Below are 16434 nucleotides of genomic sequence, written 5' to 3'. Positions count from 1 at the left end.
GCTCGGCCGCCGATGGGGTCGGGCGGGGCGGGGACGCGGTGACGTATCAGGTTCTGGCGCGAAAATGGCGGCCGCAGCGACTCGAGGAGCTGGTCGGACAGCAGCACGTCGCGCGGACCCTCGGCAACGCGGTCCAGGCTAACCGCCTCGCGCACGCTTACGTCTTCGCCGGGATTCGCGGAACCGGCAAGACCACCGTGGCACGGATCCTCGCGAAGTGCCTGAACTGCGAGAGCGGGCCCACGCCGACCCCGTGCGGCGAGTGCGCCCCGTGCCGCGAGATCGCCGAAGGCCGCTCCATGGACGTGCTCGAAATGGACGCGGCGTCCAGGACGGGCGTGGACGACATTCGCGAGCTCCAGGAAGTCGTGTCCTACGCGCCGGTGCGGGATCGTTACAAGATCCTGATCCTGGACGAGGCGCACATGCTCTCGAAGTCGGCGGTGAACGCGCTGCTCAAGACGCTGGAGGAGCCCCCGCCGCGCGTCGTGTTCGTGCTTGCAACCACGGAGATCCAGAAGCTCCTTCCCACCATTCTGTCCCGGTGCCAGGTCTTCGAGTTCCGGCGAGTCGCGCCGAGGGAGGTCGCGGCGCATCTCCGGAAGGTCTGCGACCAGGGCGGATTCCGGATCTCCGACAGGACGCTCGACCGGATCGCCCGGGCCGGGGAAGGATCGGTACGCGATTCCCTGTCGGTTCTCGAGCGGATCCTCGCCTTCTGCGGGGACGAAGTCGAGGACGAGCAGGCCCTTCAGGTGCTCGGCGCAGTCCGGACGGAGACGCTGGCGGGGATGGTCCGAGGTCTCGCGTCCCGCGACGCCGCGGCGATGCTCCGACTCCTGGACGCGCTGGTGGAGGAGGGACACGACCTCCTCCATTTCTGGGGGGAGATGATCGCGGTGCTGCGCGACCTGATCCTCCTGCGGACCGTTCCGGGCAGGGACGATCTCCTGACGCGCGGGAGCGACGAGGCCGCGGCTCTGGCCGAGGCAGCCGAGGGGCTGTCGAGGGAGGACCTCTCGCGGGCGTTCCAGATCCTCGCCGATCTCGAGCCCGGCCTCAAGGGGTCGAGCCAGCCCCGATTCCTGTTCGAGGCCGCGCTGGTGCGCCTCGCGTCCCTCGGCGCTGTTAAGCCGATCGAGGATTTTCTGGCCGCCCTGGGACCCGCAGGCGCCGCGGAACGTCGCTCGCCGACTGCCACGTCCCCCGTTCCGGCGCCATCCCGGGCAGCAGCCCCATCGACGCCTCAAAAAAAAAAGGCCCTTGAACCCGCGCTGAGCGGCGCGCCGGGGACTCCCGGAGCCGAGGCCCCGCCCATTGCCCCGCAGGCCCCCGCCCCGGCCGGCGGTGGTGACCGGAAGGCCGACGGTCCCGTCGAGCGCTTCCGTGCCGCCGTGTGGGATTCCGGTGGCATGCTCGGCGCGGCGATCGCCCAGGCGGCGTCCGTCGCCGTTGAGGAGCGGCTGTTGCGGATCGCGTACGCCCCGGCTCTGGACTCGGTCCGGAAGGTGGTGGAACGCTCGGACAATCTCGCGACGCTGAAGCAGTGCGCGCTCGCCACCCTGGGCGAGCACGTGGACGTGCGGATCGAGTCGATCGCGGCGGTGCACGGAACTCCCGCACCGGAAGGGGCTCCGCCCTCGCCTCGGACCGCCGCGGCGCCGCCCTTGGAGGGACACGTCGTCGCCGCCGCCCCCCCGGACGCCGAGGGTGTGGGAAAGTCCCTTTGGGATCGCGCCCGATCGGAGCCGGGAATCCGGCGGCTCCTCGCCGAGTTCGGTGCGCAGGTGATCGAGATCCGCCCGCTCGAGACCGCCCGACAGGCCGAGCCCGCGGGCGCCGAGTCCGTAGGGCCGGAGGAGTCCCCATGAACCTCGGAAAGATGATGAAAGACCTTCAGAAGATGCAGGACAAGCTCCAGGCGGAGGTGGAGGCGATCGAGATCGAGGCGACCGCCGGTGGCGGCGTGGTGACCGCCAGGATGAACGGCAAGAAGCAGCTCGTGTCCCTGCGACTCGTCCCCGAGGCCATCACGCCCGACGATCCCGGCATGGTCGAGGATCTGGTCCTGGCGGCGGTCAACGAGGCGGGGCGGAAGGTCGACGCGGAAGTCGAGCGTCTCACGCAGGGAATGACCGCGGGCCTCAAGATGCCCGGGATGCGTTGAGCGTCCCATGGGAGCGCTGCCTCCTCCGCTCGAGCGTCTGATCGCGGAGCTCGGGAAGCTCCCGGGCATCGGCAGGAAGACCGCCCAGCGCCTCGCGTTCCATCTCCTGCGCGCACCTCGGGAAGAGGTCACGGCGCTCGCGGAGGCGTTGTCGGAACTCCGGGAGCGTCTGCGCCTCTGCTCCATCTGCTTCAACATCGCCGAGGGCGAGCTCTGCCCGATCTGCGCCGATCCCCGCCGGGACCGCACGGTCGTCTGCGTGGTCGAGGAGCCCGCCAACGTCACCGCTCTCGAGAGGACCCACGCCTTCCGAGGCGTCTATCACGTCCTCGGCGGCGCGCTATCGCCCCTCAAGGACGTCGGCCCGGACGATTTGCGGGTCAACGAGCTCGTCGAGAGGACCCGAAAGGAGGGTTTCCGGGAGGTGGTTCTCGCGACGAACCCGAACGTCGAGGGGGAGGCGACCGCCGTGCACCTCTCGAGGATTCTGAAGCCCCTCGGCGTCCCGGTCACCCGGCTCGCCCAGGGACTCCCCGCCGGCGCCGATCTCGAATTCACCGACGACCTCACCCTGACCCGCGCTTTCGAGGGCCGGCGGGAGTACTGACCGCTCGGCCGCCCCGGCGGGAAGGGGCTTGCCGGTCCCGACTTGCCTCCGCTGGAACGGGGGCGTTAGATTAGCGCCGTCGCCCGGCGGGTTCCGCCGGGGGGAGGTCCTGGCGGGATCCATGGCCGCTGCAGATCTCATCCTGCTCGAGGCCGATCATGCTCGGCTCGTCGCCGTCCTCGAGCGCCTGCGCCAGGACGCCAACGCGAAGCTCGTCTTCCTGCTGGACAAGAACGGCCAGCAGATCGCGCTTTCGGGGGACCTGGACGCGATCGACCCGACCTCGTTGGCCTCGCTCACCGCGGGCAACGTCGCGGCCACCGATGGTCTCGCGAAGCTCGTCGGCGAGCGCGAGTTCTCCATCCTGTTCCACGAAGGGGAACACGACAACCTGCACATCAACGTGGTGGCGGGGACGGCGATCCTCCTGGTGCTCTTCGATCTCAGGTCGTCGCTCGGTCTCGTGAGGCTCCGGGTGAAGAAGGCGACCGCCGACCTCGGCGCGATCCTCGAGGAGGTCGCGGCGCGCTCCGACGCGCACCCAACGGGGGCGTTCGGCGCGCGATCTCCCTTTGCCGAGATCACCGACGAGGACATCGACGCCCTGTTCAGCTGACCGCGGGCGGTCATAGTATGATCCGTTCCCGATGACGTTCATCAACTACGCGGCCCGCGAGATCAACTGCAAGATCGTGTACTACGGCCCGGGACTGGGCGGGAAGACGACCAACATCCAGTTCGTCTACGAGCGGACCGGAAACGCCACCAAGGGGAAGCTGATCTCGCTGGCCACCGAAACCGACCGCACCCTGTTCTTCGACTTCCTCCCGATCGAGTTCGGTGCGATCCGGGGGTTCAGGACGCGATTCCACCTGTACACGGTTCCGGGGCAGGTGTTCTACGACGCGTCGCGGAAGCTGATCCTGAAAGGGGTCGACGGCGTCGTGTTCGTCGCGGACTCGCAGGAGATCCGGATGGACGCCAACGTCGAGTCGATCCGCAACCTCCACGACAACCTGAAGGAGCACGGCTACGACCTGATGAAGGTCCCGTACGTGCTCCAGCTCAACAAGCGCGACCTGCCGACCGCCGTAGCCGTGCCACAGCTCGTCGCCGCGCTGAGGTTCAAGAACGAGCCGGTCTTCGAGGCCGTGGCGACACGCGGATTGGGCGTCTTCGACACCCTCAAGGCGATCGTCAAGGCGGTGCTGATCCACCTCCGCAGCCGGTAGGCGCCGGGCCTGCTCCCCGGCGCCTTGACACCTCCCAAACGGCTATCTATAGTGTCCGTTTTGCGGATTCGTGGAGGTCCCATCCATGATGGCGGTCATCGAAACGGGCGGCAAGCAGCACCGTGTCCGGGTGGGAGATGTCGTGCGCGTCGAGTCGCTCCCCGCGGAGGCGGGCGCCACCGTCGCGTTCGATCGCGTCCTGATGGTCGGCGAAGGCGGCGACGCCCGGATCGGAACGCCGACGGTGGAAGGGGCGCGGGTCACCGGGACGGTGGTGATGCAGGGGCGCGGCGCGAAGGTGATCGGCTACCTGTTCAAGCACCGTAAGAATTCCAACCGGAAGCGATGGGGCCACCGTCAGAATTTCACGGCCGTCAAGATCGACGCGATCGAGGCCTGATCCCCGGAGGTCGTCGTGGCGCACAAGAAGGCGGGCGGAAGTTCTCGGAACGGCCGCGATTCGAACGCTCAAAGGCTCGGGGTGAAGCGATTCGGCGGCGAGCGGGTCCTGGGCGGCATGATCCTGGTGAGACAGCGAGGGACCCCGATCCAGGCGGGCAAGAACGTGGGCCGGGGCAAGGACGACACCCTGTTCGCGCTGACGGCCGGTCTCGTGAAGTTCGAGGACCGTGGCCGCCTGGGGCGCTTCGTCAGCGTCGTCTCCGCCGAGTAGCGCCTCGCAAGAGGTCAGAGGCCGGCCCGGTTCGCCCGAGCCGGCCTTCGTATTTCCGCTTCGACGCTGAATCTCGGTGGAGCAGGCTAGACTGGGCCCGGAGGCCCCGCCCCGTGTTCGTGGACGAAGCCCGGATCACCGTGGCCGGCGGCGACGGGGGCAACGGCTGCCTTTCGTTCCGCAGGGAGAAGTTCGTCCCGAAAGGTGGCCCCGACGGCGGCGACGGCGGGAACGGCGGCTCCGTGATGCTCGTGGCGGACCCCGATGTGACCACGCTCCTCGCCTTTCGCTACCGCACGATCTTCCGGGCGGAGCGTGGACGCCACGGGGAGGGGGCCTCGAGGTCGGGCCGCTCTGGGGCGGACCTCATTGTGACCGTCCCGGTGGGAACCGTGGTGGCCGACGAGCATCACACGTCTCTCCTCGCCGACCTCTCGCATCCCGGGGAGCGATTCGTCGCGGCGGCCGGCGGGAGGGGCGGCCGCGGGAACACGCGGTTCGCCACCTCGACGAACCGTGCTCCCCGCCGGCACGAGCCCGGGATTCCCGGCGAGGAGCGGGTCCTGCGCCTCGAGCTGAAGCTGCTCGCGGACGTGGCCCTCGTCGGACTGCCGAACGCGGGGAAGTCCACGCTCATCTCCAGGATCTCCGCGGCTCGGCCGAAGATCGCCGATTACCCGTTCACGACGCTGTCCCCCAACCTCGGCGTGGTGGACCGCGGCGATTTCCGCTCGTTCGTCGTCGCCGACATCCCAGGGCTCATCGAGGGAGCCCACCGGGGCGCGGGACTGGGGGACCGATTCCTGCGCCACGTCGAGCGATGCCGACTGCTCCTCCACCTGGTCGATCCCACCGTGCCTGGAAGGGACCCGGTGGCCGACGTCAGGACCGTCAACGGCGAGCTGCGCCGTTACAGGACCGAGCTGGGCGAGAAGGAGCAGATCCTGGTCGTCACGAAAGCGGACGCCGCGCAGGATCCGGCGCCGCTGCGCCGTCTTTCGGCATACGCGGCGCGGCGACGGCAGCGTTTGGTCGTCGTCTCCGCGGTGGCCGGCACGGGCCTCGACCAGCTCGTCGCGGAGACCGGCGCGGCCCTCGACCGCCTCGACGCGGGGGAGATCGCCGCCGCTCCTCGGCCGTCGGCCCGCGTTCGTCGCCGGCCGCAGCGGGACGGCCGGTGACTTCGCCGGCCGAGGGGCGACTCCCGAGCGTCGGCGTGCTCGGCGGGACGTTCGATCCGGTCCACGCGGGGCACCTGCACGCCGCCGAGGAGGCTCTTAGGGTCTTCGCCCTGCCGCGCGTACTTCTGATACCGTGCGCGACGCCCCCTCACAAGAGCCGTCCCGACGTCACCCCAGCGGAACACCGCCTCGCCATGTTGCGCCGCGCCGTCGAGGGACGCGAGGGACTGGAGGTCAGCACCATCGAGATCGTGCGGGGCGGCGTCTCGTTCACCCTGGACACCCTTCGATCCCTCGCCTCGGGCCCCGCGCCCGTGCGCCCGATCCTGATTCTCGGGATGGACGCACTGCGCGAGCTCGGGACCTGGTATCGTCACGGCGACCTTCTTCGGGAGTTCGACCTGATCGCCGTGGATCGTCCTCCCGGCCGGGCCGCCGCGGAAGAGCGCGCTGCCGGGGAGCTCCCGCCCGAGCTTATGGCGCACGCCGTGGCGGTCCCTTGCGAGGCCGGAGCCGGGGCCGCGGCCGACGGGGGCCGAGCGGCGACGGGCGGACGCATCTACCGTGTCGCGATCCCGCCTCTCCCGGTGTCGTCCAGCCGGGTCCGCACGCTGGCTGCGGCGGGCGAGAACTTGGCCGGGCTTGTACCCGCCGCGGTGGCCCGTTATATTCAGGATCAAGGACTGTATCGAAAGGAGGCACGTCGCTGACACCGGAACTCGCCCTCTGCATCGAGGCCGCCGAGGACAAGAAGGCCGAAGGTCTCCTGGTCCTCGATCTCAGGCAACTCAAGGTCTTCACCGATTACTTCGTCATCTGCCACGGCACGTCCGGCCGCCATGCCCTGACCATCGCGGACGCGGTCGAGGAGCGGCTCAGGAAGAGCCTCGAGCGCGAGCCCGGCCACGTGGAGGGACGCCGCGTCGCCGAGTGGATCCTCCTGGACTACATCGATTTCGTCGTGCACGTGTTCACCGAGGAAAAGCGAGCGTACTACGGTCTCGAGCGGCTTTGGGGAGACGCCCCCCGCCTCACGCTCCCCGGGGAGGATGCCCGCCGGGCGGCGGCGCTTCCACCCCCGACCGCGCCCCGGCGCCGCACCCGGAAGTCCGGCTGACCGGCGCCTCGGAGAAGATCGGTGCCGGGCTTCGATACGCGCGATCCGGCTTTCCGGCACCTGCTGCAGATGGCCGAGCGCGCCGCGCGGTCCCAAGCGAACGTTCTTCTGACCGGCGAGTCCGGCACGGGGAAGAACCGGCTCGCGGCCTACCTCCACGAGAGGAGCGCGCGCGCTGCAGGTCCCTTCGTGGACGTCCCGTGCGCGAACGTGCCGGCGGAGCTACTCGAGAGCGATCTGTTCGGGCACGAGAAGGGCGCCTTCACGGACGCCCACGAGGCGAGGGCCGGAAGGTTCGAGCGAGCCGCCGGCGGAACCCTCTTTCTCGACGAGATTCACGAGCTCGAGCCGGGGCTTCAGGCAAAGGTACTCCGGGCGATCGACGAGAAGCGATTCGAGCGCCTCGGCGGGATCCGGACCGTCGACGTGGACGTCCGGATACTCGCGTCGACCCGCGAGGACCCCGGACGCCTCGTGGCGGAGGGGAAGCTCCGGGAGGACCTCTACTACCGGCTCAACGTGGTGCGGCTCGCGCTTCCGCCGCTCCGGGATCGGCCGACGGACATCCCGCTGCTCGCTCAGGCCCTCCTCGACGAGGCGGTGTCCCGCCATCGTCTCCCCCCCCGGCGGCTGGCGTCCGGCGCGGTCGACGCGCTGATCCGGCACGCTTGGCCGGGAAACGTCCGCGAGCTGGGCCACGCGATGGAGTCCGCCGCGGTGCTCGCCGAAGGCGAGACGATCGCCGAGGCGGATCTCCCGCCGGGCCTGTCGCTGGCGAGTCCGCTCGGGCTGCGTTCCGCCGCGAAGGTCTCGATGTCCCTCGAGGAGCTGGAGAGCGCCTATATCGACGAAGTCCTGCGGCGCACGCGCGGGAACAAGTCGGCCGCGGCGCGGGTGCTCGGAATCCACCGCAAGACGTTGCACGAGAAGCTCCGCGTCCGGCGGCGCCCGGCTCCGCCGGTCGACGGCGACGAGAGCCCGCCGGGCGGGGCGCGGGAGTGAGGCTCCTCCTGCTCTCGGTCGGCAAGCCGCGGGACCGGGCCGCCGCGGCGCTGCACGACCTGTACGCCGACCGCGTCCGGGGGTTCGGAATCGGGTACGACGCGCGCTTCGTGCCGGAGGTGCGCGCGTCCGGCCGCTACTCCGACGATCACGTGCGCGAGCGCGAGGGGGAGGCGCTCCGGAATGCATGGCCTTCCGCCGGGACGGTGGTGGCCCTGGACCGGAGCGGAAGGCTCTTCGACAGCGACGAGCTCGCCCGGGCGTTCGAGCGGTGGTGCAGCCCTTCCGCGACCTTCGTGATCGGAGGGCCGCTCGGCCTCCATCGGTCGGCGATCGACGCCGCGGACCGAGTCTGGTCGCTCTCTCCTCTCACGTTTCCCCACGAGATCGCGCGCGCTCTCGTGGCCGAGCAGCTCTACCGCGCCGTCACGATCTTGCGCCGCGTTCCCTACCACAAGTAATGCGGACCGCCCCGCTCTTTCCGCAATGGAGAATCGCCGCGGCGTTCTTGACGCGCCCCGGACGGTACACTAATCTGGCCGCGGCTTCGAGCGGAGCTTCGACCGGGGCCGCGACACCGGCCCGGGAACCGAACTCATGAGAGTACGGACGTTTCTGTTCATCCTGCTCGCGATGTTGGTGGTCTACGCCGCCTCCTCGCTGTTCGTGTCGAACCGCGAGGTGCTCGAGCGCCCGTTCCACTTCTGGGGCGACGTGAACCTCCCGGTCGGCCTCGCGCTCCTGATCTTCTTCGTCGTCGGCGTGGGGATCACGGTGCTGGCCGGCCTCACCCGCGAGGCGGGCATGCTGGTGGACCGCTCACGTCGGCGGAAGGCCACCAAGCGGGCGGAGGAGATCGAGGAGGAGTACACCCGCGGGCTCGCCGCGGTGCTCGAGGGGCGCGAGGAGGAGGCCCTGCGCCACTTCCGCGCCGTCCTGGAGCGTGACAGCCGCCATTTCAACACCCTGCTCAAGATCGGGGAGGTCCTCCGGCACGAGGAGAAGTACGCGGAGGCCATCGAGTTCCATCGGAAGGCACACCACCTCAAAGAGGACGACCCTCGCCCCCTCTACGACCTCGTGGAGGATCACGAGGCCAAGGGCGACCTGGACCGTGCCCGCGCGGTGCTGGGGAAGATCATCGCCCTCAAGAAGCACTCGGTGCTCGCTTGGCGCAAGCTCCGGTCGCTGCACATCAAGGAGCGCGGGTTCGCCAAGGCGCTCGAAGCGCACGAGCGCGTCGAGAAGTACTCGGAAGCCAGCGACCCCAGGGACAACGCCGATGCCCGCGTCGGGCTCGGCATCCGCTACGAGATGGCGGCCGAGCAGCTGCGCGCCGGTCGTGCCCGCGAGGCCATGGTCGCGCTGCGGAAGATCCTGAAGGACGATCCCCGTTTCATTCCGGCGCACGTGCTGCTCGGCGAGGCGGTGCGGCACGAGGGCAAGGACCGGGAAGCGATCGAGGCGTGGGAGCACGCCTTCGAGTCCACGAACGACCCGGTTTTCCTGACGATGATCGAGGACCACTTCCTAGAGAGGGAGCAGCCGCTGGCCGCCATCGAGTCGCTCAAGCGTTGCGCGGCGCGGGCCGGTCGGGATACGTTGGCGCGCTTCTTCCTGGGAAAGCTCTACTTCCGCCTCGAGATGCTCGACGACGCCCTCGCGGTGCTGTCGTCGCTCGAGAGCCGCGCTTCGTACGCGCCGACGCTTCACTACCTGCTGGGCCGGATCCACGAGCGCCGGAAGAACCACCGGGATGCCGCCGCGGAGTACCGCAAGGTGATCAAGGACACCGAGCTGGTCCAGCTCGAGTACCGCTGCCGTGCCTGCGGCGAGACCTCGATGGAGTGGGTGGACCGCTGCCCGGACTGCGGGGAATGGAACAGCATCGAGCTCAACTTCCGCGAGGAGATGTCCCTCGAGGAACTGGGCCTGCCGCCGGCCCCGGTCTATACCGCTCGGAAGTAGCCTCCCGTCCCGCCGGATCGCCGGTCCCCCCATCGCCTCCTCCGGAGAAGCACACTTGAGCCAGGAAGGCGCGAGATCCGTCCCCGCATGGCTGCGCGCGGCGCGTCGGCTCCACCGCGCTGTCGGCCATCCGCTCCTCTCGACCCTGCTGCCGGGCGGGTGTTTCGCGTGCGGCGTGCCGCTCGGTCCGCGGCACCGTCTCGGCGCCTGCCCGGATTGCTGGGCGGGCCTCCGCTCGCTGCGTCCGCCTCTCTGCCCTTCATGCGGGCTCCCGGTGCCGGTCTCGTCCGACCTCCTCGGGCCCGGGGGCGGACGCTGCGCCGCCTGCGTGCTCTTTCCCCCGGCGTTCGACGGAGCGCGGCCCGCCGTGGCCTACCACGGGGTCGCTCGCCAATTTCTCCTCGCCGCCAAGTTCGGCGGCCGGCGGGAGGTCCTCCGCGCCCTCGGCGTCCAGCTGGCGCAGGTGCTCGCGACCTCCGAGTTCGCTCGTGGCTGTCAGCGGGTTGCCCCCGTTCCGGCCCACGCGTGGGCGAAGCTCAGGAGGGGATGCAATCCCGCCCTCGAGATCGCGCTACCCGTGGGGGCCGCGCTGGGAATTCCCGTGGCTGCGGGTCTCCTCCGTCGAAGGCTCACCCGCCCCGCCGCCGCCAAACGACTCGGTGCGCGACGAAGGCGCGCGGCGGCAGCGGCCGCGTTTCGCGCCTCGCGGCGCGCCCGCGGGCTCAGGGTGCTGCTCGTGGACGACGTGATGACCACCGGGGCAACGGCGGAGGCTTGCGCGACCGCGCTCAAGGCCGCCGGCGCCGTGGAGGTGCGGGTCGCGTCATGGGCCCGCACGCTTCGAGGCAGGGACGGGTTTGGACCGTCCGCCGCAGACAACCTATAATCCTCGGTTCATCCCTGTCGAGGCACCGGACGGCACCGAGCGCCGGCCCGGGGCGAGAGGTGCTCATGCGTCGTGTAGCGCTGTTCCTGTGTGCGGCGTTCCTCGGTGTCCACGCCGCCGCCGCGCCGGGGGACGCCGGCGCGGCGAAGGCCTCCCCTAAGGAGGGCCCGGTCAGGGCGGTGCTCGAGCTCGCTCACCAGCTCTACTACGCCGGCGACCCCCTCGAGCTGCGGGTCAGCGTCGGGAACGAGGGGGACGCCGAGGTTCAGAACCCGGTGAAGACTCCGCTCCCTGCCGGTCTCGAGGCGCGGGTGGCGGGCGGCGCGCTCTTGGCGCGCGCGGCCAAGCCGGATGCGAGCGAGCCCTCCCGGCCCGGGCGGCTCGCGCCGAAGTACGCCTACAGCGCGGTGATCGACCTGGTCAAGGTGTTTCCCGAGTTGGGGAAGCCGGGCCAGTACGAGATCAGGTGGACCGCCGACGGGGTCACGTCGCCGACGCTCTCGGTCCGCCTGATCCCGAAGTACGACCCGGCGAAGGAGTACCGAGTCCGCGTCGAGACGGACGAGGGATCGTTCTCGATCGAGTTCTTCCCGAAGTCCGCGCCGCTCGCCACGAAGGCGTTCATCGACATGGCCAACGCGGGCTTCTACGATGGGCTGACGTTCCACGAGATCCACTCGGATCAGTTCGTGGTTGGAGGCGACCCGCAGGGTGACGGCATGGGCAACCCCCCGCTCCGTTACCCGGCCGACCCCTCGAACGTTCCCGTGGTGACGGGCACGATCCTGATGAAGCCTCTCAGCCCCTCGCCGCCAACCAACGGCTCGCAGTTCATCGTCATGCTTAGGCCCGAGCCGACGTGGACCGGACAGGCCACGGTCCTCGGCCAGGTGGTCGACGGAATCGACGTGCTCCAGAGGATATCGAGGCTCCCGAGCACTCAGCAAACGGCGCGGCCGTTCTTCAAACCTCTGAAGGAGGTTCGGATACGGAAGATGACGGTGGGCGAGAAGCCCGCACCCCATTGACCTCTCCTGCGGGGGGGCCGGGGAGATGGCTTTCGATGGCGGCATCGCGCGGCTTTCCTTGACCATTGGCAGAGTTGACCGTATACAACACGCGCGTTCGAGAAGCGGTGGGGCACGGCACGCACGAAAAAACGGCGAAAGCAGGATGACGTGGGCCACTGTTCTCGCGCGCGCTGAGCAGAATCGGCTTGACGACGTGGCGGATGGCCGTATATCCGGCTTAGTTCGTACTCAGTGCGGTTTCCAGAACTGGTGGTTCCCGGAGGGGGAGGTCATGTCGATGAAGAGGGTGATTCGGATCGCTACGATGGCTCTGATGGGGCTGGCGTTGATCGCTCCGGCACAGGCCGCCGGCAAGGTGACGGTCGGTGACTTCTTGACCCAGATCGCCCAGGTAAAGAACCTGCCGGCCACCGACGGTGCCGCTGCAGCCGCGTCCCTGAAAGCTGCCGGCGTCGATCTCCCGGCGCTCGACGTGAAGGCCGCCCTGAACGAGGGGGCTGTGGCTCAGATCGCCGCCGCCCTCGGGCTCAAGGTGAGCACGAGCAATCCACAGGCCCCGTTCAGCCAAGCCCAAGTGGACACGTTCGTTACGGCGTTTGCGTCCGAGCTTGGCCGGCCCCTGCCGAGCGCGACGCAAAATCCGATGTGGACGCCCCCACCGCAATCCAAGGGAAAGCACAAGGGACACACCAAGTCCCAGACCGAGCCCATGTAAACGAGCGCGAAGCCGATCCGAGGGGTTTTCGGATCGGCGGACTCCTCGAAGCGGAAGCAGCGTTGGGTCAAATGCGTTATCGGACGTGACCCGGGGTCTGCGGATTGGAGGCCAGGCCCCTCGAAAAACGGCTTGACGATGGAGCGATTGGCCGTATATGTAGGTCTCTTTGCTTTCATGAGGTTTCTAAAACTGGAGGTTCCCGGAGCGGGGAGGTCATGTTTATGAAGAGAGTGATTCGGATCGCGTTGATGGCTCTGGTCGCGCTTGCTGTGATGATTCCGGCGCACGCCGCGGGCAAGGTGACCGTGGGCGACTTACTGACCCAGATCGCGCAGGTCAAGAGCCTGTCGGCCACCGACGGCGCCACGGCAGCGGCTTCGCTGAGAGCTGCCGGGGTCAATCTCCCGGCGCTCGACGTGAAGGCCGCCCTGAACGAGGGGGCCGTGGCGCAGATCGCCGGCGCACTCGGGCTGAACGTCAGCACGAGCAATCCGCAGGCCCCGTTCAGCCAGACCCAGGTGGACGCGTTCGTCTCGACGTTCGCGTCCGAGCTCGGCCGTCCGCTGCCGGGTGCGACGCAGAACCCGCTGTGGACGCCGCCGCCCCAGTCGAAGGGCAAGCACAAGGGGCACACGAAGTCTCAGACCGAGCCGATGTAAGGCGCCGCTGCGCCGGTTCGCGGATCCCCGCCGTTTCAGCGGGCCCGTTCCGGCGGAAACCTCGGAGAACCGCCATCGCGTATTGCGTTGGCGGTTTTCTTTTCTCGGAGACCTTTGATTGATCCCGCCCGTTCGGCACCGCGGCGTCGGGATCTACGTACTGTTTTTCGTCTCGGGAGCGACGGGCCTCGTTTACGAGGTCATCTGGCTCCGTCAGTTGATTCTCGTCCTCGGCTCGACTCTCTTCGCGACCAGCGCGGTCCTTACGGCGTTCATGGGAGGTCTCGCGCTGGGTTCGTTCGCTGCCGGCCGCCTCGTCGATCGCAGCTCCGCTCCGCCCCTGCGGTACTACGGACTTCTCGAGGTCGGCATCGGCGCGTACGCGCTCCTCGTTCCGGTCCTCTTCCGCGCCCTCACCCCGATCTACTCCGCGCTGTGGAATGCGGGGGGAGACAGCTCCTACGTGCTCTTCAGCCTCGCCAAGACCGTGGGCGTCCTCGCGGTCCTGCTTCCCCCCACGTTCCTGATGGGCGCGAGCCTCCCGGTGCTCGCCCGCCAGGTGGCCGATGATCCCGACCGGATCGGCGGCGAGGTGGGCTCCCTCTATGCCGTCAATACGTTCGGGGCCATGGTGGGCACGTTCCTCGCGGGTGTGATCGCGATCCCGGCGTTCGGCGTCCGCCATACGCTGTGGTCCACGGCGGTCGTGAACTTCCTCGTCGGGATCGGAGCCCTCCTCCTCGCGCGACGAGTCGGAATGCCGCCCGCCGCGATGGCCGCTCAGGCGCGGGAGGCCGGTTCGAGTTCTCGCGGGGCGCGTCTGGCCCTGTGGCTGTTCGCCGCGTCGGGATTCGCGGCGATGGTCCTCGAGGTGGCGTGGACCCGCGGCCTCGCGCTGATCGTCGGCAGCTCCGTCTATGCATTCTCGCTGATGCTTCTCGCGTTCCTGACCGGGCTCGCAGCCGGGAGCGCCGCGTTCTCGGCCTGGCTCAAATGGCACCCGCGGCTCGACCCGGGCGCGCTCCTGGCCGGTCTGCTCGGCGGCGCCGGGATTCTCGCGTACGGCACCACGTTCCTGTTCCAGTGGATGCCCAGGTTCTTCGCCGAGGTCTACTTCCGCGGTGGCCTCGGCCCGAACGAGTGGCTCGCGGTCCAGTTCCTGATCGGATTCGCGGTGATGTTCCCGGCCACTTTCGCTTTGGGCGGGATCTTCCCGGCGGTGCTCCAGCTCCGCACCCGGGGGCTCGACAGCGTCGGCGCTTCGGTGGGGTCGGTGTACGCCGCGAACACGTTCGGCACGATCGCCGGCTCCGCAGCCGCCGGCTTCGTGGTCGTCCCGCTCCTCGGTGTCCGGTCCGCGCTCCTCGCGGTGGCCTTCCTCGAGGTCGCGCTCGGCCTCGTCGCCGCGTTGGGCCTCCGCCCGACCACCGGCCGCACGCGGTGGGCCCTGGCACTCCTGCTCGCCGCCGCGGCGGTGACGATCCCGGCCGTGCGGCCCGGCTGGGACACCCTCCTGATGAACAGCGGGGTGTACATGAACGTCGTGGACCTGCCGGAGGACGCGAACTGGAGCGATTTCCTGCGCCGCGTCATAGCCCCCAATCGATTGTTGTTCTTCGAGGAGGGGCTGACGGCGTCGGTGATGGTCGCGGACCAGCCGGCGCAGAAGAACCGGTTCCTGTCGGTGAACGGCAAGGTCGAGGCCTCGACGCGCGGCGACATGGAGACGCAGCTGATGTGCGCTCACCTCCCGCTGCTGCTTCACCCGTCTCCGAAGGACGTGCTGGTCATCGGCCTCGCGAGCGGGATCACCGCGGGCGCGGTCGCGACGCATCCGGTCCGGAGCATCCGGGTCGTGGAGATCGAGGCGGCGATGGTCCCCGCGGCGCGGCAATTCGCGTCCGTCAACGGCGACGTCCTCGACGATCCGAGGCTCGTCCTCGCGATCAACGACGCGCGGAACGAGCTCACCTTCTCCCCGCGGCGATACGACGTCGTCGTCTCGGAGCCTTCGAACCCGTGGATGACGGTGGCGTCGAACCTGTTCACCGAGGAGTTCTTCCGGCTCGCGCGCCAGCGCTTGTACCCCTCGGGAATCTTTTGCCAATGGGTGCAGACTTACGGGCTCGCCACCGAGGACCTGCGCTCCATCGTCGCCGCGTTCCACGCAGCCTTCCCGAGTACGCTGCTGTTCGAGACCTTCGACGGTACGGATCTGCTCCTGCTCGGCTCCGAGGCGCCGATCGCACTCGACCTCGACCGGATGGCACGGCGGATGTCCGAGCTTCGTGTCTTCACCGACCTCGGACGCGTCGGCGTCCGCAGGCCCGCCGACATCCTTCCGCTGTTCCGGCTCGGCACCCCCCAGGTGGACCTCCTCGTCGCCGGCGCGAATCGCAACACCGACGACAACGCCCGCGTGGAGTTCTCCGCCCCGAAAGCCATGTACGAGGACACCTCGGATTCGACGCTGGCCTACATCGAACGATTCGCGGCATCCCCCCTGGACCAGGTCGTCCCATCGCCGGGGACCCCCGAGGAGCGGGACCGCCTGCGGGTCCAGCTGGTCAAGGCGTGGCTCGCCAGGGGGGAGGCCGGGAGGGCGCGAAAACTCGCCGCCGAGATCTCCACCGACCCCTTCCGGGCGGAGGCGCAACGACTCTTGACCGGGTCGCCGCGCCGGTCGCTGGATCCCGATCTTTCGCGACCCATGGCCGCCCGAGACGAAGCCCCGGGTGGAGTCCCGGCGAGTCCTTGACCGGCCGCGGGACAGGCTCCGGCTGGGCGATTCGAGCGATGGCTTGCCGCCGCTCGCCCATCACCGTATAAGGACGGCGCCTTGGTTCTTCGTCGACTCGGGGGGTTGGCTGCGGCCAGGTGGTGGGGGGATGGGGTTGACTTCCATTCGCCGCGGGACGGCCGCGCTCTTCTTGGGCCTCGCGTCGTTCTCGACCGCGTGGGCGCAGCAGACCCTCTACGTAAGCGCCGCGAACTGCCCCGGTCCCGGGAACGGCACGTCGGGCAACCCTTACTGCAAGATCCAGGACGCGATCTGCTACCTGAAGAACAACGTCCCCGCGGGCGGCACGGTTCTGGTTCTGCCGGGGACCTATGCCGAAGCCATCCGGATCTTCCAGGGGATCAGCGTGGTCTCGACCGACGGCCCGTCGGTCACGACGATCAACGCCACGGG

19 protein-coding genes are annotated in these 16434 nt (G+C 69.2%); all 19 read left to right on the top strand.

What is annotated here, in order from left to right:
* The first annotated feature begins 38 nt into the window (after nucleotides 1-38).
* Nucleotides 39-1871 carry a DNA polymerase III subunit gamma/tau gene (dnaX, locus tag LAO51_05610; protein ID MBZ5638223.1) on the top strand — a complete coding sequence of 611 codons (1833 nt, stop codon included), beginning with the start codon at nucleotides 39-41 and terminating at the stop codon, nucleotides 1869-1871.
* A complete protein-coding gene (locus LAO51_05605) occupies nucleotides 1868-2167 on the top strand; it encodes a YbaB/EbfC family nucleoid-associated protein (GenBank protein MBZ5638222.1) in 300 nt (99 codons plus the stop codon). Before dnaX ends, LAO51_05605 begins: the two co-directional genes overlap by 4 nt.
* A gap of 7 nt (nucleotides 2168-2174) precedes the next feature.
* Nucleotides 2175-2774, top strand: a complete 600-nt coding sequence (recR, locus tag LAO51_05600) for a recombination mediator RecR (protein MBZ5638221.1) — start codon at nucleotides 2175-2177, stop codon at nucleotides 2772-2774.
* Nucleotides 2775-2895: 121 nt separating this feature from the next.
* Nucleotides 2896-3390: a roadblock/LC7 domain-containing protein gene (locus LAO51_05595; GenBank protein ID MBZ5638220.1), complete on the top strand. Its 495-nt coding sequence runs from the start codon at nucleotides 2896-2898 to the stop codon at nucleotides 3388-3390.
* Between the two features lie 31 nt (nucleotides 3391-3421).
* Entirely contained in the window at nucleotides 3422-4006 is a 585-nt protein-coding gene (locus tag LAO51_05590) for a gliding-motility protein MglA (protein ID MBZ5638219.1), read from the top strand.
* An 85-nt stretch (nucleotides 4007-4091) separates the two neighbouring features.
* The gene (gene rplU, locus LAO51_05585) at nucleotides 4092-4406 is read left to right on the top strand and encodes a 50S ribosomal protein L21 (GenBank protein ID MBZ5638218.1); all 315 of its coding nucleotides are present in this window, start codon (nucleotides 4092-4094) and stop codon (nucleotides 4404-4406) included.
* Nucleotides 4407-4421: 15 nt separating this feature from the next.
* Nucleotides 4422-4679 (top strand): 50S ribosomal protein L27, encoded by a 258-nt coding sequence (gene rpmA / locus LAO51_05580; protein ID MBZ5638217.1) that lies wholly within the window; start codon nucleotides 4422-4424, stop codon nucleotides 4677-4679.
* 113 nt (nucleotides 4680-4792) lie between these two features.
* Nucleotides 4793-5860 carry a GTPase ObgE gene (gene obgE / locus LAO51_05575; protein ID MBZ5638216.1) on the top strand — a complete coding sequence of 356 codons (1068 nt, stop codon included), beginning with the start codon at nucleotides 4793-4795 and terminating at the stop codon, nucleotides 5858-5860.
* Complete coding sequence (gene nadD, locus LAO51_05570) at nucleotides 5857-6570, top strand: nicotinate-nucleotide adenylyltransferase (GenBank protein MBZ5638215.1); 714 nt, start codon at nucleotides 5857-5859, stop codon at nucleotides 6568-6570. The genes obgE and nadD overlap by 4 nt, the downstream gene beginning before the upstream one ends.
* A 197-nt stretch (nucleotides 6571-6767) precedes the next feature.
* A complete protein-coding gene (locus LAO51_05565; GenBank protein ID MBZ5638214.1) occupies nucleotides 6768-6977 on the top strand; it encodes an RsfS/YbeB/iojap family protein in 210 nt (69 codons plus the stop codon).
* Nucleotides 6978-6998: 21 nt separating this feature from the next.
* Entirely contained in the window at nucleotides 6999-7979 is a 981-nt protein-coding gene (locus tag LAO51_05560; protein MBZ5638213.1) for a sigma-54 dependent transcriptional regulator, read from the top strand.
* Nucleotides 7976-8440, top strand: a complete 465-nt coding sequence (locus tag LAO51_05555; GenBank protein ID MBZ5638212.1) for a 23S rRNA (pseudouridine(1915)-N(3))-methyltransferase RlmH — start codon at nucleotides 7976-7978, stop codon at nucleotides 8438-8440. Before LAO51_05560 ends, LAO51_05555 begins: the two co-directional genes overlap by 4 nt.
* Nucleotides 8441-8576: 136 nt before the next feature.
* Complete coding sequence (locus tag LAO51_05550) at nucleotides 8577-9947, top strand: tetratricopeptide repeat protein (protein MBZ5638211.1); 1371 nt, start codon at nucleotides 8577-8579, stop codon at nucleotides 9945-9947.
* Nucleotides 9948-10002: 55 nt separating this feature from the next.
* Nucleotides 10003-10833: a double zinc ribbon domain-containing protein gene (locus LAO51_05545; protein MBZ5638210.1), complete on the top strand. Its 831-nt coding sequence runs from the start codon at nucleotides 10003-10005 to the stop codon at nucleotides 10831-10833.
* A gap of 65 nt (nucleotides 10834-10898) precedes the next feature.
* On the top strand, nucleotides 10899-11861 hold the full coding sequence (locus LAO51_05540) for a peptidylprolyl isomerase (GenBank protein MBZ5638209.1): 963 nt from the start codon (nucleotides 10899-10901) through the stop codon (nucleotides 11859-11861).
* A 274-nt stretch (nucleotides 11862-12135) separates the two neighbouring features.
* A complete protein-coding gene (locus LAO51_05535; protein ID MBZ5638208.1) occupies nucleotides 12136-12579 on the top strand; it encodes a hypothetical protein in 444 nt (147 codons plus the stop codon).
* A 224-nt stretch (nucleotides 12580-12803) separates the two neighbouring features.
* On the top strand, nucleotides 12804-13241 hold the full coding sequence (locus LAO51_05530) for a hypothetical protein (protein ID MBZ5638207.1): 438 nt from the start codon (nucleotides 12804-12806) through the stop codon (nucleotides 13239-13241).
* A 118-nt stretch (nucleotides 13242-13359) separates the two neighbouring features.
* Nucleotides 13360-15999 (top strand): fused MFS/spermidine synthase, encoded by a 2640-nt coding sequence (locus LAO51_05525; GenBank protein MBZ5638206.1) that lies wholly within the window; start codon nucleotides 13360-13362, stop codon nucleotides 15997-15999.
* Nucleotides 16000-16129: 130 nt separating this feature from the next.
* Nucleotides 16130-16434: hypothetical protein (locus LAO51_05520; protein MBZ5638205.1), on the top strand; the 305-nt coding region annotated here is incomplete at its 3' end.

The sequence above is a fragment of the Terriglobia bacterium genome (genome assembly GCA_020073205.1).
Classification (GTDB): Bacteria; Acidobacteriota; Polarisedimenticolia; order Polarisedimenticolales; family JAIQFR01; genus JAIQFR01.
This window is presented reverse-complemented; position numbering and strand designations above follow the sequence as displayed.

What these genes read in the sequence shown, in the direction of transcription:
- rplU (MBZ5638218.1), top strand. Translation starts at nt 4,092, where the DNA reads ATGATGGCGGTCATCGAAACGGGCGGCAAGCAGCACCGTGTCCGGGTG.
- LAO51_05530 (MBZ5638207.1), top strand. Translation starts at nt 12,804, where the DNA reads ATGAAGAGAGTGATTCGGATCGCGTTGATGGCTCTGGTCGCGCTTGCT.
- LAO51_05550 (MBZ5638211.1), top strand. Translation starts at nt 8,577, where the DNA reads ATGAGAGTACGGACGTTTCTGTTCATCCTGCTCGCGATGTTGGTGGTC.
- LAO51_05590 (MBZ5638219.1), top strand. Translation starts at nt 3,422, where the DNA reads ATGACGTTCATCAACTACGCGGCCCGCGAGATCAACTGCAAGATCGTG.
- recR (MBZ5638221.1), top strand. Translation starts at nt 2,175, where the DNA reads ATGGGAGCGCTGCCTCCTCCGCTCGAGCGTCTGATCGCGGAGCTCGGG.
- LAO51_05540 (MBZ5638209.1), top strand. Translation starts at nt 10,899, where the DNA reads ATGCGTCGTGTAGCGCTGTTCCTGTGTGCGGCGTTCCTCGGTGTCCAC.
- LAO51_05605 (MBZ5638222.1), top strand. Translation starts at nt 1,868, where the DNA reads ATGAACCTCGGAAAGATGATGAAAGACCTTCAGAAGATGCAGGACAAG.
- LAO51_05595 (MBZ5638220.1), top strand. Translation starts at nt 2,896, where the DNA reads ATGGCCGCTGCAGATCTCATCCTGCTCGAGGCCGATCATGCTCGGCTC.
- LAO51_05535 (MBZ5638208.1), top strand. Translation starts at nt 12,136, where the DNA reads ATGTCGATGAAGAGGGTGATTCGGATCGCTACGATGGCTCTGATGGGG.